A 24,323-nucleotide genomic window follows, 5' to 3' on the forward strand; every position below is an offset into this window, starting at 1 on the left:
GAGGCAATTTTGCATCACCCTGTGGAAAAACGGCAATCCAGACGTGCGCGGCACCTCGACGCCGGCTTCACCCTAAAGTAAGACCTGTACCCGTATTTTATCTTGCGATGCGCCGTTGGGGGGCGGCATCGGTCGATCGAATGCAGGAGTCCAACCGGTTGGTTTCCCGGCGGTTTCGCGCGCCTGAATGTGTGTGTTGCGCCGGCAAACGAGAGATGCGCCGAAAAGGTGCGCGGCCGGTTCAGGTATCGAGTAGGGCAGCATGATCAAGAGCGGCAAGACCCGGATGCCCGTTGGCAACACCAGCGGCGTCACCTTTCCCCAAAATCGCCAGAGCACCGTCGCGGTGCTGGCGGTCTCGGCGCTGTGTCTGGCGCTGGCAGGCTGCGGTACGACGTCCTCGGGCGACAAAAAAGTCAAGTTCAGCGAGAAGAAATACGGAGTTCCGGCCAGTCCCAAGGTGGTGGCCGAGGGTAAGGCCGTGCCTAAGGGCGGTGGCCGCTACATGGTCGGCAAGCCCTACAAGGTGGCCGGCAAATGGTACAAGCCGAAGGCCAATCCGGACTACAAGGCCGTCGGTCTGGCGTCTTGGTACGGGCCGACCTTTCATGGCCGGATGACCGCCAACGGCGAAATCTTCGACCGCAATGCGCTGACCGCCGCGCACACCACCATGCCCTTGCCGTCCTATGCCCGGGTGACCAATCTGAAGAACGGGCGCTCGCTGATCGTTCGCGTCAACGATCGTGGTCCGTTTCACGGCAATCGCAAGATCGATTTGTCCGAGCGGGCGGCGACCATGCTTGACTACAAGTCGAATGGCGTTGCCAAGGTCAAGATCGAATATCTGGGCAAGGCCCGGATGGATGGCCGCGACCACAAGTATCTGATGGCCTCCTATCAGGGGCCGGGTGCCAGCCAGCCGGGTGGCACGATGCCGGGGACCATGTTGGCGATGGCCGAGCCCAAGACCGCACCGGCCTTGCCGGCGGCGCTTGCCGGTCCGGCTCCGGTACCACCTGTGCGGCCCTATGAAGCGGTGCTTGCCGCGAGGGTTGCCTTTGGTCGCACCGTTACCGCCGCCTTCGATCCGGCGGTGGCCTACGAGACGACGAGCCAGAGTGTGACGGTCGCGTCCGCTGGCGATCTGGCCATTCCCAGTGCCGGTACGTTGATGCCGGCCGGGGCAGGGCAGGCCCTGCCGGAGGTTGCACCGCGCACATTCGTGCCGGGCTCGGCAGTGTCGTCCTTCCGGGCCGCGCCGCGCATCGCTGGTGCCTATGAGGCGGTCATGAGTGTCGGTGGCGGCGCACCGCTGAAGCTGGTTGCGCTTCAGGATCGCTGAGCGCCTCATTGCCTCGGTGAACTCGGACGGTTGCGGATGCGAAAATCATTACGGTTTTCGCATTCGGCCATTCGCGGTCCGCTTTCTCGAACTCGGATCATGTCAGAGATCGCCGGTGGTGCCCGAGCGAGGGCCCGGCTATTGTCGCCGGACAAGGCTTGCCCGCGAATCCTGCATTCGTGTCCCTTGCGAGCGAGCGATCCGGTAGGAGAGGTTGAATGCTGCCGCGCATCTTGAAGACCGCGATGGCGTTATCGCTTGCCATTTCTCTTATGCTTGATCCAAGCGGGCTCGCTTCGTCCGGCGCGGCATTCGCGGCCGATAAGGTGACGTCTTCCTATCTGGTCGATGCCAGCACCGGCACTCTGCTTTCCAGTGAGGCTGCGGAGGTGCCCTTTGCGCCTGGCGACAGTGCCAAGCTGATGACCGCAGCCGTCGTTTTCGAGGCGCTTTCTCGCGGCGAGGTGACGCCGGAGACCCCCCTTCCGATCAGCGAACATGCCTGGCGCGACGGCGGTGCGCCGGCGCGCGGACCGACCATGTTTGCCAGGCTGGGCAGCGAGGTGCCCGTCGCCGATCTCTTGCGCGGCCTCATCATTCAGAATGCCAATGACGCAGCCATCGCCTTGGCCGAGGGACTGGCCGGAGACGAGGCACGATTCGCCGCCCGCATGAATGCGCTTGCCAAGGAGATCGGCATGACGCGCACACGCTTTGCCAATCCGGCGGGGTTCGATGCGCGGGAGGCGGTGACCACCAGTCGCGACCTTGCCCTTCTGGCCGGGTACATCCTTACCCGGCACGGGGATTGGTATCCGCTCTATGGAGCGGAAGAGTTCACCTGGAACGGGATTTATCAGCGCAATCGCAATCCGTTGATCGGTGAGATTCGAGGGCTGGACGGGTTTACGGCCGGCTATTCCGAGCGTTCGGGATACAATGGGGTCGGATCGGCGCTGCGCGGCGAGGGGCGGTTCATCGGGGTGGTGGCAGGCCATGCTTCGGCCGAGGCGCGCACGAATGCGCTTGCCCGGCTTTTCGAGAGCGTGGACAAGGACTTCGAAACAGTGGATCTCTACGCGGCCGGCGATACCGTCACCGAGGCGCGGGTGTTCGGCGGCGTGGCTCCAGCGGTGGCGCTGAAAACGGTCGAGCCCGTTCGCGTGCTGCTGCCGCGGGGCGACCGGCGCGCCTTTCGGCTGCGAGTGGTCTATAAAGGGCCGCTGAAGGCCCCAGTCCGTGAGGGGCAAAGCATTGGCGAGCTGCGCCTTCTGCATGAAGGAGAGGTGCGCTTTCGGGCACCGCTCGTCACCGCCGGCAATGTGGCGCAGGGTAGCGTCAGCGACCGGGCCATGGACGCGATCCGGGAAACCCTCTTTGGCTGGTGGCTCGACAAGGGATGATGCAATGACTGCGGGAAACGTGCCGGCCGAAGGCCGTTTCATCACCTTCGAAGGGGGGGAGGGCGCGGGAAAATCCACCCAGATCGCGCGTCTGGCCGGCTTTCTACAGGCGGCTGGTATCCCGGTCGAGGTGACGCGGGAGCCCGGCGGCTCGCCGGCCGCGGAGACCATCCGCCGTCTCTTGCTCACCGGCAAGGTCCGCGCGCTCGGGCCGCAGATGGAAGCGGCGATGTTCGCCGCCGCCCGCGCCGACCACATGGACGAACGGATATTGCCTGCGCTTGCGGCCGGACATTGGGTGTTGTGCGACCGTTTTTCCGATTCAACCCGGGTCTACCAGGGGGAGGCGGGCGTGGACCTGGCGTTCCTCGATCAGTTGGAAGCGCTGGCGATCATGGGGCGCCGTCCGGATCTGACGGTGCTGATCGATGTGCCGCCGGAGGTGGGGCTGGCGCGGGTGCGCTCGCGCAAGACGGCGGAACAGACCGGCGACCCGGATCGGTTCGAGGCCGAGGAAACCGCCGTTCATGCCCGGCGCCGGGCGCTGTTTCTCGATCTAGCCAAGGCGCAACACGACCGATTTATCGTCGTCGATGGGGCGCTACCCGCCGAGGCCGTGGCGCGCGAAATTCGCGAGGGGGTCGAGCATCGCTTCGCCGATGATCTCCGGCGGCGGGCGCATGATGCTGCGACCGGGGCGCCGGCACAAAAACAGGATTGATTCCATGGCTTTGGCCCCCATTCTTGATGCGCATGAGACGGAGCCGGACGCAATCGACGGCGTTCCGCTGCCGCGCGAGGCCTCGTTTCTGGTGGGGCATGGCCACGCGGAGGCGGAGTTGCTGGAGGCTTATCGCTCCGAGCGGATGCACCATGCCTGGATTCTGGCTGGCCCGAAGGGAATCGGCAAGGCGACACTGGCGTTTCGTTTCGCCAAATTCGTCTTCGCCAATCCCGACCGGCATGCGGCGACGGCCTTGGGCGCCACGGATCTTGCGCTGTCGCCCGATCATCCGGACGCGCGCAAGGTGGTCGCCGGGGCGCATCCGGGGCTGTTGCATCTGCGCCGCCCTTACGATGCCAAGCGCAAGTCCAAGGACAAGTTCAAGCAGGATCTGACCGTCGACGAGATTCGCCGAACGGTGCCGTTCTTTGGCGGTACCGCGTCTGGCGGTGTCTGGCGCATCTGCATTGTCGATGCGGCCGATGACATGAACGCCAATGCGGCGAACGCTCTGCTGAAGGTGCTGGAGGAGCCGCCGCGTCAATCTCTGTTCCTGGTGCTGGCGCATGCGCCGGGGCGGCTGCTTCCGACCATCCGCTCCCGCTGCCGGAGCCTGCATCTGCGCCCGCTGAGCGAACCGCAGATCGCCGAAGGGTTGCAGCGGCTCGGCGTGAGCGGGACCGATGAGGACGAGACCCGGCGCGCGGCGGCGCTGGCGGAAGGGAGCCTGCGCAAGGCGATCCAGCTTGCCGGCAGCGGCGCGCTGGATCTGGCCGACCGGTTCCGCCAACTGGCGCAGGCCTTGCCTCGGCCAGAGATCGCCCGGTTGCACAGTTTCGCCGACGCGGTTGCTGCCAACGGCGCTGAGGATGCCTGGCAGTTGTTCCGCTCGCTCGTCGATGAGTATCTGCACCAGTCGATGCAGGGTGGAGCAGGCGTGCCGCTGGACCGCCTTGTCAGGGTGAGCGAGGTATGGGAAAAAGCCTCCCGCGCCGCGCGCGAAGCCGATGCCTTCAATCTCGACCGTAAGCAGGTTGTCTTGAATGTTTTTCGCGATCTGGCGGAAATCCATTAGGTCGCGACCGGAACCGGTTTTGCCGCAAGGCCATGTGGAGACAAACGTTTCGGCGACGATTGCCGTTGCCGACAGGACATGACAGATGATTTCCCGCCGGATCGCTTGCCATCCGGCCTTTCCCTTCCGAAGCGCGAACGAGCACAACCGTTCGCGCCACCCAATGACAGCGAACCGCCGGATCCGAACCTTGGCCATGACCGACCGCCCGCCCTTCTTCATCACGACCGCGATTTCCTACCCCAATGGCGTGCCGCATATCGGCCATGCCTATGAGGCTATCGCGACCGATACCATCGCCCGGTTTCACCGGCTCGATGGGCGTGATGTGTTCTTCCTGACCGGAACGGACGAGCACGGCCAGAAGATGCTTCAGACCGCACGGGCGGCGGATATGCCAGTTGAGGAACTGGCGGAGCGCAACGCCGGGCGTTTCCGCGACATGGTCGCGGCTCTGGGCTGTTCCAACAACGATTTCATTCGCACCAGCGAACCGCGCCATCATGCCGCCTGTCAGGAGATCTGGCGGCGGATGGACGCCAATGGCGACATCTACAAGGACAGCTACTCCGGCTGGTACTCGGTGCGGGACGAGGCCTATTACCAGGAAAGCGAAACGGAGCTGCGCGCCGACGGGGTGCGCTACGGCCCGCAAGGCAGCCCGGTCGAGTGGGTCGAGGAGGAAAGCTATTTCTTCCGCCTGTCCGCCTACCAGGACCGGCTCCTGGAGCTCTACGAGAATAGCCCGGAATTCATCGGTCCGGATGAGCGGCGCAACGAGGTGATGAGCTTCGTCAAGGGCGGGCTCAAGGATCTGTCGGTGTCGCGCACCACCTTCGACTGGGGCGTGCGGGTGCCGGGCGATGAGCGGCATGTGATGTATGTGTGGGTCGATGCGCTGACCAACTACATCACGGCGCTCGGCTTCCCGGATGAGAACGCCGAGAACTGGCGCTACTGGCCGGCCAACCTGCATGTGATCGGCAAGGACATCGTCCGCTTCCATGCGGTCTACTGGCCCGCGTTCCTGATGTCCGCTGGCATCGAATTGCCGAAGCGGGTGTTCGCTCATGGCTTCCTGTTCAACCGCGGCGAGAAGATGTCGAAGTCGGTCGGCAACGTGATCGATCCGTTCGCGCTGGTGTCGCACTATGGCCTTGATCAGGTGCGCTATTTCTTCCTGCGCGAGGTGCCGTTCGGCCAGGATGGCAACTACAGCCATGAGGCGATCGTCAACCGGATCAACGCGGATCTGGCCAACGACCTTGGCAATCTGGCGCAGCGCTCGCTGTCGATGATCGGCAAGAACTGTCAGGGCGCGCTGCCGACGCCAGGTGCCTTCAGCGAGGCGGATACGGAGATCCTTGCCCAGGCCGATGCGATGCTGGAGGCCTGCCGCACGGCGATGGACCGTCAGGCGATCCATCAGGCCCTGTCGACCGTCTGGGCGGTTGTGGCCGACGCCAACCGCTATTTCGCCGGACAGGAGCCCTGGGCGCTGAAAAAGACCGATCCGGAGCGGATGGGGACGGTGCTTTATGTGACGGCGGAAGTCATCCGCCAGGTGGCGATCCTCGCCCAGCCGGTGATGCCGGAAAGCGCCGGCCGTCTGCTGGATCTCCTGAGCGTGCCGGTGGATGCGCGGACGTTTGACCGGCTCGGCCCGGCGGGGCGGCTGGCTGGTGGGACCGAGCTGCCCAAGCCGGCGGGCGTCTTCCCCCGCTATGTGGAGGCGGAAGCGGAAACGGATGGTGGGAAAGCGTGATGCTGGTCGACAGTCATTGCCATCTCGACTTCGCCGATTTCGACGCGGAGCGTGACGAGATCGTCGCCCGGGCAAATGCCGCCGGGGTTGGCGTCATGGTGACGATTTCCACCCGGGTCGCCAAGTTCGATCAGGTGAAGGCCATCGCCGACCGTTACCCTTGCGTCTATTGTTCGGTGGGCACCCATCCGCACAGCGCCGGCGAGGAGATGGACGTGACCACGGCCGATCTCGTCCGCCTTGCCGCCGATGACAAGGTGGTGGCCATCGGCGAAGCCGGGCTCGACTATTTCTACGACAAGGCGCCGCGCGAAGCGCAGGCGACCAGCTTGCGCCGTCACATCGCCGCCGCCCGGGAAACCGGCCTGCCGCTGGTGATCCATTCGCGCGATGCGGACGAGGACATGGCGGCAATCCTGCGCGAGGAAATGGGGAAGGGGGCCTTCCCGGCCCTGCTGCATTGCTTCTCCTCCGGGCGGGAGCTGGCGCTGACGGGGATCGAGCTGGGGCTTTACGTCTCCTTCTCCGGGATCCTGACGTTCAAGCGCTCGGAAGACTTGCGGGCAATCGCCGCGGAACTTCCGGCGGATCGCTTGCTGGTGGAAACGGACGCGCCGTATCTTGCGCCGCAGCCCTGGCGCGGAAAGCGCAACGAGCCGGCCTATGTGGCGCATACCAACAAGGTGCTGGCGGAGGCCCGCGGTGTCGACGAGGCGGAGATGGCCCGTCAGACCACCGAGAATTTCTTCCGGCTGTTTTCCAAGGTGCCGAAGGTGGAGCAGGCATGACGACAGGCAATTCCTCCGGCGAGACCCTGCATTTCACCATTCTGGGCTGCGGCTCGTCGGCGGGCGTGCCGCGTGTCGGCAATATCTGGGGCGCCTGCGACCCGAACGAGCCGCGCAATCGGCGCAAGCGCTGCGCGCTGCTGGTGCGGCGCATCGGTCCGGAAGGAGAAACCACCGTCCTGGTCGATGCCGGGCCGGACCTGCGTCAGCAGCTTCTCGATGCGGCGGTGACCGATCTCGATGCGGTGCTGTTGACCCATGCCCATGCGGATCATCTGCATGGCGTCGATGATGTGCGGCCGCTGGCGATCACCCATCGCAAGCGCATTCCGGTCTATATGGATGCGTTGACCTCCGAGAGGGCGAACGCGCTTTTCGGCTACGGGTTTCGCACGCCGGAAGGCTCCAGCTATCCGCCGATCCTGAGCGAGCACCGGATTGTCGCCGGGCGCGAACAGGTCATCGACGGGGCGGGCGGTCCGATCCGCTTCACCCCGTTCGAGGTGGAACACGGCGATATCCCCGCGCTCGGGTTTCGCTTTGAGAACGTCGCTTATCTGCCTGATGTAAAAGACATTCCGACTGCCGCGATGGACGGGGTTTCCGGGCTCGATGTCTGGATCATCGATGCCTTGCGGCGCAGCCCGCATCCGAGCCATTTCTCGCTCGACGATGCGCTGGGGTGGATTGCTCGGATGGGACCGAAGCGGGCCATTCTCACCAACATGCATGTGGATCTGGACTACCGCACGCTGGAGCGTGAACTGCCGCCAGGTGTGGAGCCCGGCTATGACGGGATGCGGTTCGAAGTCCCGGCGATGGCGCGGGCGACCGCTGGCTGATGGCGCGCAAACCGGTCCCGCCGAGCGAGGATCGGCTGATGCGTTCGGCGCTGGCGTATCTGGATCGCTACGGCTCCAGCGAAGCCAATCTGCGCCAGGTGCTGGTGCGCAAGCTGCGCCGTCTGGCCATGCAGCTTGGAACCGATCCGTCCGATTATATGCCGTTGATCGATCCGGTGGTGGCGCGTTGCGTTCGCGCCGGGTTGATCGACGACAAGGCCTATGCCGAGGCGCGGATCGCCAGCGAGCGCCGCAAGGGCCGGTCCGCGCGGCGGATCGGCATGGGGCTTGCGGCCAAGGGCGTCGATGCGGATCTGATCGAGCGGCTGATGCACGACGAGCGCTCCGGTGATGATCTCTCGGCGGCCTGTATCGCCGCGCGCAAGAAGCGCATCGGACCGTGGCGCCGGAGCGATGCGGATTTCGCCATTCGCCAAAAGGAAATCGCCGCGCTGTGCCGTGCCGGATTTTCCGTAGGCCTGTCGCGCCGGGTCATCGAGGCGCCGAGCATTGCATCGCTGATGGAAGACGTGGAGGACGCCAGCGACGTCGGCACCGGCTTTGGCGGGTGGATGGCGGCCGGCGACGATCACTTCGGCGATGAGACCTGAGCGGCCATCCGACATCACCGACTGGCAACCATCTGAAGTCTCTGACGGGCTACCATTTCAAACTGCCGGCGGGCAACCGCCTGATACCACTGAGCATTCGCCGTTTTTCGGTCGATCTAAAAATATTCCATAATATATCTTATGCGAATTGGATTTGTGGTGGAGGGATATGGGGAATGGGTCGGTTCGAGCCTCGCCTTTCGAGGTTTCCGGACTGACTACCGTGTGTTTGGGAGCGAGCTGAAAGCGACTTACTCGACAGCGTCGCTCTCGGTTCCGTTTGCCAACATTGCGCCAGTCCCAATTGCGCTAATGCCAGTGATCTGATTGTTGCGATCTAGCCAGCGCGCAATCAGGAAGCGGCGGAGGCCGAACAATGCGATGATGGGCAAGGCAACCCCGACGATGACACTCTCGTTGTGAGTGAGTGCCCAGGCTGTTGCGGCCAATGTCGCGATGAGTAATTTTGCTGAATGGCTTTGCGTTGCCGAGGGTGAAAGCCCGCCAACTCCAATGAAGCCGTCGCGAGACACCAGAGTCAGCGCGATACCGACAAGAAAGATGGTGACAAGGACTGCGCCTTGCGAATAGCGGGTCAGCGTCGCTCCCACCTCAGGAAATCCGAATTGGTACACTGACACGATGAGTGGCGTAATGATAAAGAGATGAACGTTGATGCCGAGTAAGATCGGGTTGTAGCGGATGCGACACGCTAGAAAACCAAATAAAACCATGGCCGCAAGCCCGGTCCCGATCCAGCCGGCCAATTCCAGATCGTTTCCAGACCTCAATAGTGCGAAGAACACAAGAGAAGGTGCGCTTTCGAGAAGGTCCGTGAGCCATTCACGCTGAAAGGAAGATGACACTGCCCTGCCCCTTTATCGATGTTCTTTGGATTTCCCTATACTCCCGGAACGCGGTTTCAGTCTTGAGTACCGGGAACATCGGTGCAGACTTGCGACAGAGGGATGGACGGAACCCAGACATAGCCGTCGGCGTCCATGAGATAGGCCTCGCGCAGACCGTGCGGTTTGTCCCTGGCCTCGTCGATCACGGAAAAGCCATGCGCGCGGGCGCGTTCTTGCGCCTCATCCGGGTCGCAGCCCTGAACGCGGATCTCGCACCCGGCCCCGCGTGAGCTGGCCTCGCGGGTCAGCGCTCCCATGGGATGGGGTGCGTAGGTGGCGTCCTCATGGATCATCCAGGTCGATCCGGCATGACGCATGAGGGCGAAAGACCGGTCCCGGTAAAGCGTTTCGCAGCCCAGGATCTCGGTCTGAAAGCCAATCGCCAGATCGAGATCCTTCACCAAAAGGTTCAGCCACAGCCCATTCGGCATGGCCCGCGCCAAGTCATCGACATGCGCGCATGGGTTTTCCTGCGTCCGCCGATCCATCATGAGACCGCCGCCGGCCGGGACAAGATCTCCGCGCCGGTCAGCGGGAATGGTGACGCCTTGGGTTGGTGAACGGTCACGCCGTTGCGGCCGCCATGCTTGGTTTGATAGAGGGCGAGGTCGGCGCGATGCAGCGCGTCGCGAATGTCATCGCCGGTCTCGGGCCACCAGGTGCTGAGGCCGAGGCTGAGCGACAGCGGGATCAGGTGGCCGTGCCAGGCGAAGGGGCTGGAGGCGACCGCCTCCCGCAGCCGATCCGCAATCCGGGCGGCCTTGGCGATGTCCGTGTCCGGCAGCAGCAGGCAAAATTCATCGCCGCTCAATCGGGCGAGCAGATCGCCCGGACGTTCGACACTTTGCGCCAGCCGTGCCACATGCACGAGACAGGCATCGCCGGCGGCATGGCCATAGCGGTCGTTGACGGACTTGAAGTTGTCGAGGTCGATCATCATCACGGCGGCCCCCTGGCGGCGCCGCCGCCCCACCTGTTCGCACAGGCGCACCATCTCGCGGAAGCCGCGACGGTTTGGAAGTCCGGTCAGGTCGTCCCGGGTTGCGAGATGGGCCAGATCGGCTTTGAGACGATCGATCGCCATGAGCAGAAAACCGAGGTTCCAGAGGCTGCATCCGATCACGACGGCGACAAGGAACCAGGCTGCGAAATCATAATAGCTATCGTCCTGCATGAAACCGATGAGCCGGGCGATGTTGCTCCCCGCCTCGCCTGCGTGTCCGGCGAAGGCAATGATAGCGGCGCCGGCGGCGACCAGGGCGCCGAGCTTCCTGGGGCGCAAGGTCACAAGCGCCATCACCACGAGGAATATCGGCACCATCTGGACGCCGGCGAATACCACATTTTGCTGAGCGCGGTGCTGGCTGGCCAGGACTAGCGCGAGGGCCAGAGCGCTGCCCAGAACTATCAGCGCGAGCAAGCCCCATCGCGGCCTTTGACCATAAAAGACACGAACTCCCTGCCACATCACACCAAAGCCGGCACCGATCAGACAAATGCCAAAGCCGGTGAGTCCGGTTGCAGTCGGCGCATCGTCCAGCGCCAGAAACGCACCGCCCATACTCGTCATCACCAGCGATGCCAGCCAGTAGCGCGCGGCCAGAAACGGCTTGTTGACCCAGACAATCGCTGCCCAGATGACGATCAGGCTCAGCGAATTCAGGATGATGACAACATAAAGGGTCTGAAAATCGAGGTGCATGATCCAGGACGTACCGCAAGCGCCGTTAGCCCGCTGTTACAAGCGGGCGAATGGTGCAGGTTTTGAAGACGGGGGCGACTATGGAAGGGCGGCCTTAAGGTCGATCTTCGCCAATCCGTAAAATGCCATATATTAAAAAAGTTGTGGAGGTGTTTCTTGTGGGCCCCTCGCCTCCGCCGCGCGCGGACGGGCGAGGCACACGGCGTCAGGTGCGCAGAAGATCGCCCAAGGTCGCCGCAACGACGACGGTGGCGGCTCTGAGGTCGGAAAGCAGCACATGCTCGTCGGCGCCATGGGCGTTGGCTGCCGTCAGTGAGGTCGGGCCGCTGCCATAGAGGATCGTCGGAATGCCGGCGGCGGCGTAGTGGCGGGCATCGGAAAAGATCGGCGATCCGCTGGTGCGGGTGTCCGCGTCGGGAAAGATCTCGCGAATATGCCGATGCGCGGCGCTGGCCAATGTGCCAACTCCGGTGACCGGACGCAACGGCTCGGCCAGAAGGATGCGTCGGCACTCGACCTCAAGCCCCTCCTCCTCCTCGCCGGCGGCATTCTGGATCAGGGTGGACAGGGCCTGTTCGACGGTCTCCCCATCCTCCTCCGGCAACAGCCGGCGATCCAGACGGATCAGCACCCGATCCGGCACCACATTGGTGTTCACCCCGCCCTGGATCAGGCCGATGGTGAGCGAAGCTGCGATATCCGGATCCAGGGCACTGCGGCAGGAGGAGAGCCGGTCGCGCTCGCGGTAGAGGGCATGCAGAATGCGGGTGGCCGCCTCCAGTGCATCGACACCGGCGCCCGGCTCGGCGGCATGGGCGGCTCGGCCGCGGACGATGATTTCCTGATGCAGGCAGCCGCTGTGGGCTGTGGTGACGAAGCGGCTGAAGCCGGAAGCGATGGCGAAATCCGGCTTGCTCAGTTCCTGTCCGAGGATCCAGCTTGGGCCGACATAGCCACCGGCTTCCTCATCGAAGGTGATATGCAGCTCGACCGTGCCGGAGAGTTTCGCCGCACCTTCGGCGCGCGCCTCTTCCTCAAGAGCCAGCAATGCAAAGGTATAGGCGGCGATGTCCGATTTTCCGAAGGCGGTGCCACGCCCGAACAGCAGTCCGTTTTCCTCGGTGGCTCCATAGGGCGCGTGATGCCATCCCTCCCCCGGCGGAACCACGTCGGCGTGGCTGCACAGGGCGATCACCGGGCCGCGGCCATCTGCGAACACCCGTCGGACAATCAGATTGGTGACGCTGCGCATGCCGGTCTGGCGAACAAAGGGTTCGGGCACCGGGTGGCGCTCGACCTCAAGGCCCAGAGCCTGCAGCGCATCTGCAATGTCGCTGGCAAATGGGTCCATGTCCCCAGGCGGGATCTCACTCGGCATCCGGACCAGGGTCTTCAGAAACGCCCGTTGTTCCGCCCATCTGGCATCGATGGCCGAGCCGAGCCTGGACAAGAGCTGCAATGCGGAGGCGGCGTTCGGCTGTCGGTCCGGGGTGCTGCCGGATTGATCGGCTGTCTGGTCGTCTGAGTGGTTTTCGGAAGACATCGGATCAGGGACCCATCCGCGTGATGCCGCGCGCCTGTTGGCCTGGCTGCGCACCCTCCCGGCAGTGCGGTCCTGCCGAGAAAGCGAAACGTGTGGAGAGATCTGAGCAACTATCTGAAATCAGGAATGAAAGCAATGATCCAGCAAGGTCATGATTGGGGGGAGTTCGGAGCATATCCCCTTCCCGGTCCTGTCGTGACCGGTCCTGATGGTGACGTTGCATGTCCCCCGTCCCTGCTGTTGGCCGTGCGTCCTGTCCGCGGCCTCTGGCAATCTCGCAGAACGGGAGGTGGCCATTTTCAATGGCGCTCATTCCGAGGCGCCAGGCTTCGCGGCATCGGAATGGTTTCCCGATGCCGCACTTCGATCACAGATACCGTCGCTTACTGCGGCAGCTGGTCATCGATGCCCTTGACGTACCAGTTCATGCCCAGCATCGCCTGATCGTCAAGCAGAATGCCATCGGCCACGGCGAGTTCGCCGTCCTGCTTGTAGATCGGGCCGGTGAAGGGATGCAGCTTGCCGGAACGGATCTTCTCCACCGTCTCCTTGGCGGCGTTCGCGACATCTTCCGGCATGTTGGTGAACGGCGCCATCAGCACCATCTCGGCATCGAGCCCGCCCCAGGTGTCGGTGCTTTCCCAGGTGCCGTCCAGCACGGCCTTGGTCCGGTTGACGTAGTAGACGCTCCAGTCGTCGACAATGGCGGTCAACTGGCCCTTCGGCGCGAACTTGATCATGTCGGACGCCTGACCGAAGCCGATCGCGCCCCGTTCCTCGGCCACCTGCAGCGGCGCCGGGCTGTCGGTGTGCTGCGCAAGGACGTCGACGCCCTGGTCGAGCAGTGCCTTCGCTGCGTCAGCTTCCTTGCCCGGATCGTACCAGCTGTTGGCCCAGACGATCTTGACCTTGAAGTCCGGGTCGACCGACTGCGCACCGAGCATGAAGGCATTGATGCCGCGGATCACTTCCGGGATCGGGAAGGAGCCGATGTAGCCGGCGGTGCCGGTCTTCGACATGCGCGCGGCGATCTGACCGATCACGTAGCGGCCCTCGTAGAAGCGGGCGGAATAGGTCGAAACATTGGCCGCCCGCTTGTAGCCGGTGGAATGCTCGAACTTCACGTCCGGGAACTTCTTGGCGACCTTCAGGGTCGGGTTCATGAAGCCGAAGGAGGTGCTGTAGATCAGGCCGGCGCCGTCACGGGCAAGACGCTCGATGGCGCGTTCCGCATCCGGGCCCTCGGATACGCTTTCGATGTAGACCGTTTCGACCTTGTCACCGAAAGCGGCTTCAATGGCCAGCCGGCCCTGGTTGTGCTGGTAGGACCAGCCGTAATCGCCGATCGGGCCGACATAGATGAAACCGACCTTGAGCTTGTCGGCGGCTTCGGCGCCGACAACGCCGAAGCTCAGAACCGCCGCGGCGGCCATGCTGAGAAGTTTACGCATATGTGAACTCCACATCCCCGTTGAGCATCCGTTTGTTTTCAAGCAAAAAGAAGCGGCGGATGGCATGTCCCGCTTCATCTTGTGGTGTCGTGCGGGTCTACCGGTCGGGAACGAAGGGCTGGCCGAGACAGGCCGGCGTGTTGATCCGGGTGAGCACACGATTCCGGGAAATCATGACAAGAACGATAATGGTTGCAAGATACGGCAAGGCGGTCAGGAATTGCGAGGGGATCGCAACCCCGTGCGCCTGGGCGTGAAACTGGAGAATGCCGACGGCACCGAACAGATAGGCCCCGGCGAGAAGCCGCAGCGGCCGCCAGGTGGAGAACACCACCAGCGCCAGCGCGATCCAACCCCGCCCGGCGGTCATGCCCTCGACCCATTGCGGCGTGTAGGCCAGCGACAGGTAGCCGCCGGCAAGACCGGCGCAGGCGCCGCCGAACAGCACCGCGAGGTAACGCACCCGGATCACCGAGACGCCAAGGGCATGGGCGGAGCCGTGATTGTCGCCAACGGCGCGGATGATCAGCCCGGCGCGGGTGCGGAACAGCACGAAGGACACGCCGGCGACAAGCGCCAGGGAGAGGTAGACCAGCAGATCCTGGCCGAACAGCACCGGGCCGATGAACGGCAGCGTGCTGAGGCCGGGAATGTGCAGCCGCTCAAGCCGGATGCCCGGCTGGCCGACGAAGGCCTCGCCGATCATGCCGGCCAGGCCGAGGCCGAGCAGGGTCAGGGCAAGGCCCGTTGCCACCTGATTGGCCACCAGGTGCAAGGTCAGGAACCCGAACAGCAGTGCCAGCCCCATGCCCGCGCCAAGGGCGCAGAGCGCGCCGATATAGGCCGAACCGGTGGCCTGGGCGCCGGCAAAGCCGAGCACGGCGCCGACGATCATCATGCCTTCGACACCGAGGTTGAGGACGCCGGAGCGCTCCACGACGAGTTCGCCGATGGCGGCCAGCAGCAGCGGCGTGGCCGCTGTGATGACTGTCAGGAGGATGGATTCATACCCGCCCATCTCAGGCTTCCTTTCCCGACGGCGCAAAAGTTCTGGTCAGGCGAATGCGGTAGAGGATCAGTGTGTCGCAGGCGAGCACATAAAACAGCAGCATTCCCTGGAACACGCGGGTGGTCTTGTCGGACAGGCCGAGCGAGACCTGTGCCGCCTCCCCGCCCAGATAGGACAGGGCCAGCAGGAAGCCGGCAATGAAGATGCCGATCGGGTTGAGCCGGCCGAGGAAGGCGACGATGATCGCGGTGAAACCGTAGCCCGGTGAAATCACCGGTGTGAGCTGGTTGATCGAGCCGGACACCTCGCTGATGCCGGCAAGCCCGGCCAGCCCACCCGACAGCAAAAAGGCAAACAGCACCATCTTGTTGCGGGAAAAGCCGGCGAACTGTCCGGCACGCGGCGCCTGCCCGAGCACGCGCACCTCGAAGCCCTTGAGGGTCTTCATCAGGATCACGCTCATGGCGATGACGGCAAGCAGCGCGAACAGCGCGCCCACATGCATCCGCCCATCGGCGAGCGGCTGCAGGATCGCGGCGTCGGAGAACAGGCGGCTTTCGGGGAAATTGAAGCCTTCCGGATCGCGCCAGGGGCCGCGCACCAGCCAGTCGAGGAAGAGCTGGGCCACATAGACCAGCATCAGGCTGGTCAGAATTTCGTTCGCGCCAAAGCGGATCTTCAGAAAGGCGGGAATGGCGCCCCAGAGCATGCCGCCGGCGATACCCATGAGCAGCATCAACGGCAGGGTAAGCGGCGTCTCAAACCCGGGCACCATGATCGGCAGCAGCGAGCCGGCGATGGCACCGAAGGTGAACTGCCCTTCCGCACCGATGTTCCAGGTGTTCGACAGGTAGCAGACCGCCAAACCGACGGCGATCAGGATCAGCGGCGCCGCCTTGACCACCAGCTCCTGCAGCGACCAGGAGGCGGTCAGAGGCTCGATGAAGAAGGTGTAGAGGGCGCGCACAGGGTCCTGACCGAGCAGGGCGAACATGATCGCGCCGCTGACCAGCGTCAGAAGGAGGGCGAGCAGCGGCGAGAGCACCGCCATGGTCCGTGAATGCTCGGCGCGCTTTTCCAGCTCAAGCCGCATGATGTGCCTTCCCCTGCCCCTCTTCCAGCCCGCCCATCAGCAGGCCGATCCGCTCTCGCGTCAGCTGCACGGCGGGTTCCGCCGGCGACAGGTGCCCGCGGGAAATCACGGCAATCCGGTCGGCGACCTCGAAGATTTCATCGAGGTCCTGACTGATGACCAGGACGGCCGATCCTTGCCGCGACAAATCGATCAGTTCCTGGCGGATCAGCGCGGCGGCGCCGGCATCGACGCCCCAGGTCGGCTGATTGACCACCAGCACGCCGGGGGTCCGGTCCAGCTCACGGCCAATGACGAATTTCTGCAAGTTGCCGCCCGAAAGCGCCCGCGCCTCAGGATCGTCGTGCGACATGCGCACATCGAAATTGGATTTGATCCGCTGTTCCATCCGTCGCGCCAGCCCCATGTCGAGCATGCCGCCGCGCACCAGCCCATCGCCGGTGCCGTGCCGGGTCAGAACGATGTTCTCCGACAATCTGAGGCCGGGCACCGCCCCATGGCCGAGCCGTTCCTCGGGCACGAATCCGCAGCCCTGCCGCCGCCGGTGGGTGATGCCGAGATGACCGCTGGCGGTGCCGTCGATGACAATGGCACCGCTGTCTTGCGCGCGCCGCTCGCCGGAGAGAAGATCGAACAGCTCCCCCTGCCCGTTGCCGGCGATGCCGGCGATGGCCACGACCTCGCCGCCCTTCACCGACAGGTCGATGTCCTGCAGGGCCACGGAAAACGGCCCGTCCGGCGGGGCGGACAGACCCCGAAGCTCAAGACGGGGGGCGCTCTCGGCGACCTGCGCACCGCGTTTCAGATCGTGAACGGCGGAGCCGACCATCAGACGGGCGAGCGAGCCGGCGGTTTCCTGGGCGGGATCGCATTCCATCACCACCTTGCCGTGCCGCATGATGGTCGCGTGATGGCAGATCCGCTTCACCTCTTCCAGACGGTGGGAAATATAGAGGATGGCGCAACCTTCCGCCGTCAGCCGTTCCAGGGTCAGGAACAGCTGGTCGGCCTCCTGCGGCGTCAGCACCGAGGTCGGCTCATCCATGATGATCAGCTTCGGTTCCTGCAGCAGGCAGCGCACGATCTCGATGCGCTGGCGGATGCCAACCGGCAGATCGGCAACGATGGCGTCCGGGTCGAGGGCCAGGCCATAGTCCTGCGAGACACTGCGGATCCGCTTGGCAAGGTCGCGCAAGGGCGTGCCGCCCGGCAGGGCAAGGGCGATGTTTTCCGCGACGGTCAGCGCCTCGAATAGCGAGAAATGCTGGAACACCATGCCGATGCCGAGGGCGCGTGCCTCCGCCGGGCTGGAGATGCGCACCGGCGCACCGCGCCAGTGGAGCGTGCCCGCATTGGGTTCCAGCGCGCCATACAGAATCTTGACCAGGGTCGACTTGCCGGCGCCGTTTTCGCCGAGCAAGGCATGGATTTCTCCGGCGCGCAGGACCAACGACACGTCGTCATTGGCGCGCACGTCGCCGAACTGCTTTGTGATGCCGCGCGCCTCCAGAAGAACCTCGCCACTGCGGCGTGTTTCTGCGCCGGGCGGCGGATTCGTCTCATGGTCTTGCATCATAGCGTCCCCCACCCCCTTATCATCCGGCTCGCATCCTGTGGGCAAGCGTCTTGCCGTCATAATTGTGGACAGTGGTGTCAACGACCGACGTCAGCGCCTCGCGCCGTATCAAGAGGTCGGCGGTGACCGACGCGGCGATCACCGCCGGCTCCTTCGAGGAAATGCCGGCAATGCCGATGGGGCAGACGAAGCGGGCAAGCGCCGCCTCCCCATGCCCCGCCGCGCGCAGCCGCGAGCGCATCCGGGCCGCCTTTGTCGCGCTGCCGATCATCCCCACATGGCGGATGGCCGGCTGGTGCAGCGCAGCATCGGCGATGGCCAGATCCTGTGCGTGGCTATGGGTCATGATCAGCACCAGAGTGCCGGGGGCAGCCATGCCGACAAGCTCTTCCGGTCGCTCTGCCGTTCGGCAGGTCACATTGCGCGGCACCGCGGCCGGAAAGACATCGGCGCGGCTGTCGATCCACTCCACCTGGAACGGCAGCATGGCCAGCGCAAGCACCAGCGCCTTGCCCACGTGGCCGGCGCCGAACAGCATCACGGGTGTCGGGCTCCTCCCGAAGCGCTCCACAAGCTCTCCCGCATGAAGGCCAGGGCTGCGCTCCGCAGGTTCCTCAAGGAGCCGCCGTTCGCCGACGTTCCCCGCCGGATCGACCGAAAGGACGGAGGCAAACGGCCCCTCCCCGAGTTCCGCCATCCGGGTTGCTTCCGCCAGTCGCTTCCGGGTGAAGGTCTCGGTCGCGATGCTCACCCGACCGCCGCAGCACTGGCCGAGGTCCGGACCGAGCGAGATGCGCTGAACCGCGAACCGGTCCTCACCGGTAGCGGCCGCCTCGGCGGCCTTGTGGATCACCTGATATTCCAGCGTGCCGCCGCCGATCGTTCCGGAAAACGTCAGATCCGGCGCGACCACCATGCGCGCGCCCGGTTCGCGCGGTGCGGACCCGGCCACGTCAAGCACCGTCACCATGGCGCAGGCGCCATGGGTCCGAAGGGCCGTGACGATGGCGGGCCAGGGGGTCATCTCGTTGCCTTTGTCCGCTTGATCCGGGCGACCGCCTTGAGGATTTCCTCTGGCGTCGCCGGGGCGTCGAGCTCAGGCACGACGCCCGGATTGATACTGGATATAGCGTCGGTAATCGCGCTGAACACCGAGATGGCGAGCATCAGCGGCGGTTCGCCCACCGCCTTGGAGCGATGGATGGTCGGAGACGGGTTGCCGGACGAGGCATAGAGCGCGACCCGGAAATCCTCCGGCACATCCGAGGCGGTGGGGATCTTGTAGGTGGAGGGCGCATGGGTGCGCAGGCGTCCGCTGTCGTCCCAGACCAGTTCCTCGGTGGTGAGCCAGCCCATGCCTTGCACGAAACCACCCTCGATCTGGCCAAGGTCGATGGCCGGATTGAGGGAATGACCGACGTCATGCAGGATATCGACCCGGTCCACCCGCATTTCGCCGGTCATGGTGTCGATGGTCACTTCCGAACAGGCCGCGCCAAAGGCGAAATAGTGGAAGGGGCGCCCGCTGGCGCTCTGCCGGTCCCAGGTGATGTCCGGCGTCTTGTAAAAGCCGGTGGAGGACAGCTGTACCCGTGCCAGATGCGCCTCCTTCGCCAGCGCGCCGAGCGAGAGCGAGCGGTTGCCGATCAGAACCTGATTGTCCCGGAACGAGATGGTGTCCGCGTTCGCGTCGAAATGCTCCACGGCGAAGGCAATGAGCCGGTCGCGGATGGTCTCGGCGGCGATCTTCGCGGCCATGGCGTTGAGGTCGGTGCCGGAGGAGGCCGCCGTCGGTCCGGTGTTGGGCACCTTGCCCGTGTGGGTGGCGGTGATGCGGATGCGGTCGAGAGAGACGCCGAACACCTCGGCCACCACCTGCGCCACCTTCTGGAACAGCCCCTGCCCCATCTCGGTGCCGCCGTGATTGAGGTGGATCGAACCGTCGGTGTAAAGGTGCACCAGCGCGCCGGCCTGGTTGAGATGCTTCAGGGTGAAGGCGATGCCGAACTTCACCGGGGTCAGCGCCAGCCCGCGCTTGAGGATATGGCTGGTGGCATTGGCCTCGGCGATCTCGGCGCGGCGGGCACGGTAATCGGCGCTTTCCTCAAGCTGCGCGACCAGTGCATGCAGCGTGTCATGTTCCTCGACATGCATCCCGTATGGGGTGGTGTCGCGGCCCGCGCCGTAGAAATTCTCCTTGCGCAGATCGAGCGGATCGCGCCCCAGGGTGATCGCCAGCGCGTCCATCATCCGTTCCGCCGCCAGCATCCCTTGCGGCCCGCCAAAACCGCGAAAGGCGGTGTTGGAACAGGTGTGGGTCTTCAGCCGGCGGGAGCGGATCAGCGCGTCGGGGTAGAAATAGGAGGAATCGGCGTGAAACATCGACCGGTCGACCACGCCCAGCGACAGATCCGCCGAATAGCCGCAACGGGCATGGATGCGCTGGTCCACCACACGGATCCGCCCTTGCGCATCATGACCGACGGTCCAGTCGACACGCATGTCGTGGCGCTTCCCGGTCATGATCATGTCGTCATCGCGGTCGAGCCGCAGCTTGCAGGGGCGGCCGCTGACCCGGGCGGCGGTGGCGGCGATGGCCGCCCAGTGATTGGCCTGGGTTTCCTTGCCGCCGAAGCCGCCGCCCATGCGTCGAACCTCGACGGTGACGGCGGCGTCGGGCACGCCGAGCACGCGGGCGACCACATGCTGGGTCTCGCTCGGATGCTGGGAGGAGGTGTGGACGAACATGTCCCCCTCTTCGCCCGGCACGGCCAGCGACACCTGACCTTCCAGATAGAAATGCTCCTGCCCGCCAATTCGCAGGGAGCCGGTCAGGGTGCGGTCGGCCGTCGCCAGTCCGGTCTCCGGCGAGCCCTTGCGGAACTGGTAGTCAGGCAGCACCGTCTCGTTCGCCTCAAGCGCGTCCTCGATGGTCAGCAGCGGCGGCAGCGCATCGGTGACGATCCGCGCCAGCCGTGCGGCATGGCGGGCAGCCTCGCGGCTCTCGGCGACGACGGCAAACACCGGCTGGCCCCAGAAGGAGATTTCGTCAGTGGCGAACATCGGCTCATCGCCAAGCGCGGGCGACACATCATTGGCGCCGGAGACATCGGCGGCGGTCAGCACAGTGACGACACCGGGTGCGGTGCGGACTGCCGTCAGGTCGATCTCGGCGATGGTGCCGCGAACCGCGTCATCTGCCCATCCAGGCACCACGTGCAAGGTGCCCGCCGGCTCGCGGATGTCGTCCACATAGACGGCCTCGCCCGTGACATGCCGGACGGCACTGTCATGGGGGCGCGGCTGGCGGATTTCCGCGAAATCCGGCTGCATCTCCTCATGCCGCATGGGGCGCCTCCGAAGCTCTTGGCTCTGTCACCCGGGTCTTGTTCACCGGTGTGCCGCCGATTTCCACCAGGGCCTTGGCGAGCAAGGCGCGTGCCACTTCCCGGCGGTAGCCTTCGCTGGCGCGCATGTCGCTGATCGGCGAGAAGTCATCGGCAAGGGCGCGCAGGGCCGCGCCCCAGCTTGCCGGTTCGGCTGGCCGGGCGCCGATCAGGGCGGTTTCGGTCAGCTCGGCGCGGGCCGGGGTCGCGGCCATGCCGCCGAAGGCGATGCGCGCCTCGGTGATGGTGCCATTGGCAAGGGTCAGGCGCAGGGCGCACAGCACCGAGGAAATATCCTGATCGAAGCGCTTGGAGATCTTGTAGCAGCGGAACACCTGATTGGGATCGAGCCGGGGCACGTAGAGCCCGGTAACGATCTCGCCCGGTTCCCGGTCCTGCTTGCCATAGTCGATGAAGAACTCCTCCAGCGGCAGGGTGCGGGCGATCTCTCCCTTGCGCAGCTCAAGGGTGGCGCCGAGGGCGATCAGCGCCGGGGGGCTGTCGCCGATGGGCGAGCCATTGGCGATGTTGCCGCAGACCGTGCCGGAGGCGCGCACCTGCTTGGAGCCGATCCGCCGCCACAGCGCGCCAAGATCCGGGTCGATCCGCTCCATCAGCGGTTCGGCATCGGCGAAGGTGGCGCCCGCCCCCATCAAGACGCCGCCGGCGGTCTCCTCCGCCCGGTCGAAATCCTCTACGCGGCCGATCCAGATCACCTTCGGCAGGTCGCGCAGTTGCTTGGTCACCCAGAGGCCGACATCGGTGGCGCCGGCCACCAGGGTCGCGTCCGGATGGCGGGCGTAAAGCTCGGCCAGCGCGTCGAGGGTGCGCGGAGCGGCGACGAACCGCTCCGCGTCGCCAATCCACACATCCTCGCCATCGGCAAGTGCGCGCAAGGCGCTCTCCGTCTCGGCGGCGCGGCGGGAAAACGCATCGTCGATCTCGTTGAAACAACTGCGCAACGCCGCCTCGACAATTGGCCGGTAGCCGGTGCAGCGGCAGAGATTTCCGGCCAGCCAGTCGGTGACGGTCTTGCGCGTCGGCGGCACATCGTCGGCGTGATAGAGGGTAAACAGGCTCATCACGAAGCCCGGGGTGCAGAAGCCGCATTGCGAACCGTGACAGGCCACCAGCGCCTGTTGCACCGGATGCAGCCTTCCGTCCTCGGCAAGGTCCTCCACGGTGACCAGTTCGGCGCCGTCGAGCATGGCCAGGAACTGGATGCAGGCGTTGATCGGCTGATAGACCAGCCGGCCTTCCACCAGCCGGCCGACGGCCACGGTGCAGGCGCCGCAATCGCCCTCGCCGCATCCTTCCTTGGTGCCGGGCAAGCCGGCGCGCAGACGCAGATAGTCAAGCACCGTCTCGGTCGGTCCGACCTCCGACAGGTCGACGACCTTGCCACGATGCAGGAAGCGAATGGAATGGCGCATGACGGTCAGCTCCCCCGATAGGTGGAATAGCCGTAGGGCGACAGCAGCAACGGCACATGGTAATGCGCGTGCGGCTCGGCGATGCCGAAGCGCAGCGGGATGACATCGAGGAACAACGGATCCGGCAGGGCTCCTCCCGCGCCATGGTGGGCACGCAGATAGGCGCCGGCTTCAAAGCGCAGCTCGTAGATCCCTGCCTCGAAGGCATCGTCCTCCAGCAGCGGCGCATCGACCCGCCCGTCGGCGTTGGTCACAGCGCTGCCGATCTGCTCGAAGTCCCCGGCTCCCGCCTGTCCCCTCGCCCGCCAGAGCGTGAGAGCGAGGCCCTCGGCCGGACGTCCAAGCGCCGTATCGAGAACGTGGGTGGTCAGTCGTCCCATGATCGGCTCCGCGCCTCCTGAAACTCCCTCGGTGCCCCCCTGGCCCCGGAAAGAGATCCTGCCTCTTGAGTGTCGAGCATGCTCCTGTTCGAGAACCGGAAATTCGGTTCGGGACCATGCCTTAGTGTGAATGACAAACCCGGCCGGGTGAAGATCTGTCCCCCACCCGTCGCACCTGCCCATTGCAGTCCTCTGTCCAAAGCCGGGGGCAGCCCTCCCCCGCGCCGGACTTCCGGTTGCGACCCGGTGCCCCGTAAACCTGAAGAGTGCAACAGGACGCAGATCGGCACCAGAACAGATTCGCGTACCCTATGATGCCGGATCGGCATCGATTAGGGAAAGCCGATCACGCAATGCGGCCGCGGAATGATCGAAAAAGGCCTGCGCCGCCCGGCTGAGCGCCCGATGGGCGGTGGCGAGAATGGTGAACCGGTCCCGCTGCAAGGGCGCATCGGTGAGCGCGCGAAACAGCAGCGAGCCCTCGGCGATCTCCCGCTCCAGCCCCAGGATGGTCTGGAAGGCAATGGTATCACTGCTGCGGGCGATTGCCTTCATCAGTTTCAGGGAGTTGGCTTCCACATGGGCGCGCTCCCGGATCGGCGTTTCGGCCAGCACCACGTCGATGCGCTTGCGCAAGGAAAGCCCCCTGGCGGGCAGGCACACCGGATAGGCAAGGCACTGGCCGAAGGACAGAGGGGCCTCGGCGGCCAGCGGATGGCACGGATGCATCACCGCGCCGATGGCCAGGTCCTGATAAAAGGCGATGGCGAGGCGAGTGTCCTCCGGCGGCTCGAAGGTGAAGCCGACATCGGCCTCGCCGGCAATGATGGCGGCGGCAACCTTGTCGGAACTGGCCAGCCGCACGGAAACATGGACGCCCGGAAACTTGTCGCGAAAGGCGGCGATGACCCCCGGCAGCAGGCTTTCGGCCACACTTTCAACCGTTGCGATCTCGACTGTTCCCCGGCGCATGCCGGTCAGCGCGTCGAGCTCCCCTGCCGTTGCCTCGAAGTCGGACAGGGTGCGCAGCACATGAGCGCGCAACACCTCGCCGGCCTCGGTCAGCCGCACGCCCCGGCCGAGCCGGTCGAACAGATCATGGCCGAGGGTGCGTTCCAGCCAGAGGATCTGCCGGTTCACCGCCGAGGACGCGACATGCAGCTCCCGCGCGGCGGCGCGGATCGAGCCGGCTTCGGCCACGGCGGCGAAGTAGCGCAGGGCCGGGCCATGCAGATGGCGGACGCGATCCATGGGCGACAACAGGCCTCCGGTGACGGGTGGGAGGTCGC

General features: G+C 65.0%; 21 protein-coding genes. 8 read left to right on the plus strand and 13 right to left on the minus strand.

Translation table 11 applies throughout. The features are described 5' to 3' along the window. The first annotated feature begins 262 nt into the window (after positions 1–262). The 8 genes from LC062_RS01325 (at position 263) to LC062_RS01360 (ending at position 8,553) form a co-directional block, all read left to right on the plus strand. Positions 263–1,345, plus strand: a complete 1,083-nt coding sequence (locus tag LC062_RS01325; protein ID WP_318246087.1) for a septal ring lytic transglycosylase RlpA family protein — start codon at positions 263–265, stop codon at positions 1,343–1,345. Between the two features lie 218 nt (positions 1,346–1,563). Continuing rightward, positions 1,564–2,748, plus strand: coding sequence for a D-alanyl-D-alanine carboxypeptidase family protein (locus tag LC062_RS01330; protein ID WP_224909224.1), 1,185 nt, complete (start codon positions 1,564–1,566; stop codon positions 2,746–2,748). A gap of 4 nt (positions 2,749–2,752) precedes the next feature. Next, entirely contained in the window at positions 2,753–3,469 is a 717-nt protein-coding gene (gene tmk / locus LC062_RS01335) for a dTMP kinase (protein WP_224909225.1), read from the plus strand. Positions 3,470–3,473: 4 nt separating this feature from the next. Continuing rightward, complete coding sequence (locus tag LC062_RS01340; RefSeq protein WP_224909226.1) at positions 3,474–4,547, plus strand: DNA polymerase III subunit delta'; 1,074 nt, start codon at positions 3,474–3,476, stop codon at positions 4,545–4,547. A gap of 196 nt (positions 4,548–4,743) precedes the next feature. Then, positions 4,744–6,312, plus strand: coding sequence for a methionine--tRNA ligase (gene metG / locus LC062_RS01345; RefSeq protein WP_224909227.1), 1,569 nt, complete (start codon positions 4,744–4,746; stop codon positions 6,310–6,312). Beyond that, positions 6,312–7,100 (plus strand): TatD family hydrolase, encoded by a 789-nt coding sequence (locus tag LC062_RS01350; protein ID WP_224909228.1) that lies wholly within the window; start codon positions 6,312–6,314, stop codon positions 7,098–7,100. The genes metG and LC062_RS01350 overlap by 1 nt, the downstream gene beginning before the upstream one ends. Continuing rightward, positions 7,097–7,942 carry an MBL fold metallo-hydrolase gene (locus LC062_RS01355; protein WP_224909229.1) on the plus strand — a complete coding sequence of 282 codons (846 nt, stop codon included), beginning with the start codon at positions 7,097–7,099 and terminating at the stop codon, positions 7,940–7,942. The genes LC062_RS01350 and LC062_RS01355 overlap by 4 nt, the downstream gene beginning before the upstream one ends. Further along, a complete protein-coding gene (locus LC062_RS01360) occupies positions 7,942–8,553 on the plus strand; it encodes a regulatory protein RecX (RefSeq protein WP_224909230.1) in 612 nt (203 codons plus the stop codon). Before LC062_RS01355 ends, LC062_RS01360 begins: the two co-directional genes overlap by 1 nt. A gap of 251 nt (positions 8,554–8,804) precedes the next feature. Here LC062_RS01360 and LC062_RS01365 read toward each other — a convergent pair whose 3' ends face one another. The 13 genes from LC062_RS01365 to LC062_RS01425 form a co-directional block, all read right to left on the minus strand. Next, complete coding sequence (locus LC062_RS01365) at positions 8,805–9,419, minus strand: hypothetical protein (protein WP_224909231.1); 615 nt, start codon at positions 9,417–9,419, stop codon at positions 8,805–8,807. Between the two features lie 56 nt (positions 9,420–9,475). Next, entirely contained in the window at positions 9,476–9,892 is a 417-nt protein-coding gene (locus LC062_RS01370; protein ID WP_224909232.1) for a VOC family protein, read from the minus strand. Positions 9,893–9,948: 56 nt separating this feature from the next. Beyond that, positions 9,949–11,163, minus strand: a complete 1,215-nt coding sequence (locus tag LC062_RS01375; protein WP_224909233.1) for a GGDEF domain-containing protein — start codon at positions 11,161–11,163, stop codon at positions 9,949–9,951. Positions 11,164–11,368: 205 nt separating this feature from the next. Continuing rightward, positions 11,369–12,706, minus strand: a complete 1,338-nt coding sequence (locus tag LC062_RS01380) for a M20/M25/M40 family metallo-hydrolase (RefSeq protein ID WP_224909234.1) — start codon at positions 12,704–12,706, stop codon at positions 11,369–11,371. Positions 12,707–13,089: 383 nt separating this feature from the next. Beyond that, positions 13,090–14,157 carry a BMP family ABC transporter substrate-binding protein gene (locus LC062_RS01385; RefSeq protein ID WP_224909235.1) on the minus strand — a complete coding sequence of 356 codons (1,068 nt, stop codon included), beginning with the start codon at positions 14,155–14,157 and terminating at the stop codon, positions 13,090–13,092. Between the two features lie 97 nt (positions 14,158–14,254). Continuing rightward, on the minus strand, positions 14,255–15,175 hold the full coding sequence (locus LC062_RS01390) for an ABC transporter permease (protein WP_224909236.1): 921 nt from the start codon (positions 15,173–15,175) through the stop codon (positions 14,255–14,257). A gap of 1 nt (position 15,176) precedes the next feature. Continuing rightward, positions 15,177–16,259, minus strand: coding sequence for an ABC transporter permease (locus LC062_RS01395; protein ID WP_224909237.1), 1,083 nt, complete (start codon positions 16,257–16,259; stop codon positions 15,177–15,179). Continuing rightward, complete coding sequence (locus LC062_RS01400) at positions 16,249–17,832, minus strand: ABC transporter ATP-binding protein (protein ID WP_224909771.1); 1,584 nt, start codon at positions 17,830–17,832, stop codon at positions 16,249–16,251. The genes LC062_RS01395 and LC062_RS01400 overlap by 11 nt, the downstream gene beginning before the upstream one ends. A gap of 22 nt (positions 17,833–17,854) precedes the next feature. Then, positions 17,855–18,859, minus strand: a complete 1,005-nt coding sequence (gene xdhC, locus LC062_RS01405) for a xanthine dehydrogenase accessory protein XdhC (protein ID WP_224909238.1) — start codon at positions 18,857–18,859, stop codon at positions 17,855–17,857. Beyond that, entirely contained in the window at positions 18,856–21,183 is a 2,328-nt protein-coding gene (gene xdhB / locus LC062_RS01410; protein WP_224909239.1) for a xanthine dehydrogenase molybdopterin binding subunit, read from the minus strand. Before xdhB ends, xdhC begins: the two co-directional genes overlap by 4 nt. Continuing rightward, positions 21,173–22,654 (minus strand): xanthine dehydrogenase small subunit, encoded by a 1,482-nt coding sequence (gene xdhA / locus LC062_RS01415; RefSeq protein ID WP_224909240.1) that lies wholly within the window; start codon positions 22,652–22,654, stop codon positions 21,173–21,175. Before xdhA ends, xdhB begins: the two co-directional genes overlap by 11 nt. Before the next feature lie 5 nt (positions 22,655–22,659). Continuing rightward, complete coding sequence (gene uraH / locus LC062_RS01420; protein WP_224909241.1) at positions 22,660–23,034, minus strand: hydroxyisourate hydrolase; 375 nt, start codon at positions 23,032–23,034, stop codon at positions 22,660–22,662. A 309-nt stretch (positions 23,035–23,343) separates the two neighbouring features. Continuing rightward, positions 23,344–24,285, minus strand: coding sequence for a LysR family transcriptional regulator (locus LC062_RS01425; RefSeq protein ID WP_224909242.1), 942 nt, complete (start codon positions 24,283–24,285; stop codon positions 23,344–23,346). Positions 24,286–24,323 lie beyond the last annotated feature (38 nt).

It is taken from the genome of Stappia indica (assembly GCF_020177335.1).
Taxonomy (GTDB): domain Bacteria; phylum Pseudomonadota; class Alphaproteobacteria; order Rhizobiales; family Stappiaceae; genus Stappia; species Stappia indica_B.

What these genes read in the sequence shown, in the direction of transcription:
- LC062_RS01325 (WP_318246087.1), top strand. Translation starts at nt 263, where the DNA reads ATGATCAAGAGCGGCAAGACCCGGATGCCCGTTGGCAACACCAGCGGC.
- LC062_RS01330 (WP_224909224.1), top strand. Translation starts at nt 1,564, where the DNA reads ATGCTGCCGCGCATCTTGAAGACCGCGATGGCGTTATCGCTTGCCATT.
- tmk (WP_224909225.1), top strand. Translation starts at nt 2,753, where the DNA reads ATGACTGCGGGAAACGTGCCGGCCGAAGGCCGTTTCATCACCTTCGAA.
- LC062_RS01340 (WP_224909226.1), top strand. Translation starts at nt 3,474, where the DNA reads ATGGCTTTGGCCCCCATTCTTGATGCGCATGAGACGGAGCCGGACGCA.
- metG (WP_224909227.1), top strand. Translation starts at nt 4,744, where the DNA reads ATGACCGACCGCCCGCCCTTCTTCATCACGACCGCGATTTCCTACCCC.
- LC062_RS01350 (WP_224909228.1), top strand. Translation starts at nt 6,312, where the DNA reads ATGCTGGTCGACAGTCATTGCCATCTCGACTTCGCCGATTTCGACGCG.
- LC062_RS01355 (WP_224909229.1), top strand. Translation starts at nt 7,097, where the DNA reads ATGACGACAGGCAATTCCTCCGGCGAGACCCTGCATTTCACCATTCTG.
- LC062_RS01360 (WP_224909230.1), top strand. Translation starts at nt 7,942, where the DNA reads ATGGCGCGCAAACCGGTCCCGCCGAGCGAGGATCGGCTGATGCGTTCG.
- LC062_RS01370 (WP_224909232.1), bottom strand. Translation starts at nt 9,892, where the DNA reads ATGCCGAATGGGCTGTGGCTGAACCTTTTGGTGAAGGATCTCGATCTG.
- LC062_RS01375 (WP_224909233.1), bottom strand. Translation starts at nt 11,163, where the DNA reads ATGCACCTCGATTTTCAGACCCTTTATGTTGTCATCATCCTGAATTCG.
- LC062_RS01380 (WP_224909234.1), bottom strand. Translation starts at nt 12,706, where the DNA reads ATGTCTTCCGAAAACCACTCAGACGACCAGACAGCCGATCAATCCGGC.
- LC062_RS01385 (WP_224909235.1), bottom strand. Translation starts at nt 14,157, where the DNA reads ATGCGTAAACTTCTCAGCATGGCCGCCGCGGCGGTTCTGAGCTTCGGC.
- LC062_RS01390 (WP_224909236.1), bottom strand. Translation starts at nt 15,175, where the DNA reads ATGGGCGGGTATGAATCCATCCTCCTGACAGTCATCACAGCGGCCACG.
- LC062_RS01395 (WP_224909237.1), bottom strand. Translation starts at nt 16,259, where the DNA reads ATGCGGCTTGAGCTGGAAAAGCGCGCCGAGCATTCACGGACCATGGCG.
- LC062_RS01400 (WP_224909771.1), bottom strand. Translation starts at nt 17,832, where the DNA reads ATGCAAGACCATGAGACGAATCCGCCGCCCGGCGCAGAAACACGCCGC.
- xdhC (WP_224909238.1), bottom strand. Translation starts at nt 18,859, where the DNA reads ATGACCCCCTGGCCCGCCATCGTCACGGCCCTTCGGACCCATGGCGCC.
- xdhB (WP_224909239.1), bottom strand. Translation starts at nt 21,183, where the DNA reads ATGCGGCATGAGGAGATGCAGCCGGATTTCGCGGAAATCCGCCAGCCG.
- xdhA (WP_224909240.1), bottom strand. Translation starts at nt 22,654, where the DNA reads ATGCGCCATTCCATTCGCTTCCTGCATCGTGGCAAGGTCGTCGACCTG.
- uraH (WP_224909241.1), bottom strand. Translation starts at nt 23,034, where the DNA reads ATGGGACGACTGACCACCCACGTTCTCGATACGGCGCTTGGACGTCCG.
- LC062_RS01425 (WP_224909242.1), bottom strand. Translation starts at nt 24,285, where the DNA reads ATGGATCGCGTCCGCCATCTGCATGGCCCGGCCCTGCGCTACTTCGCC.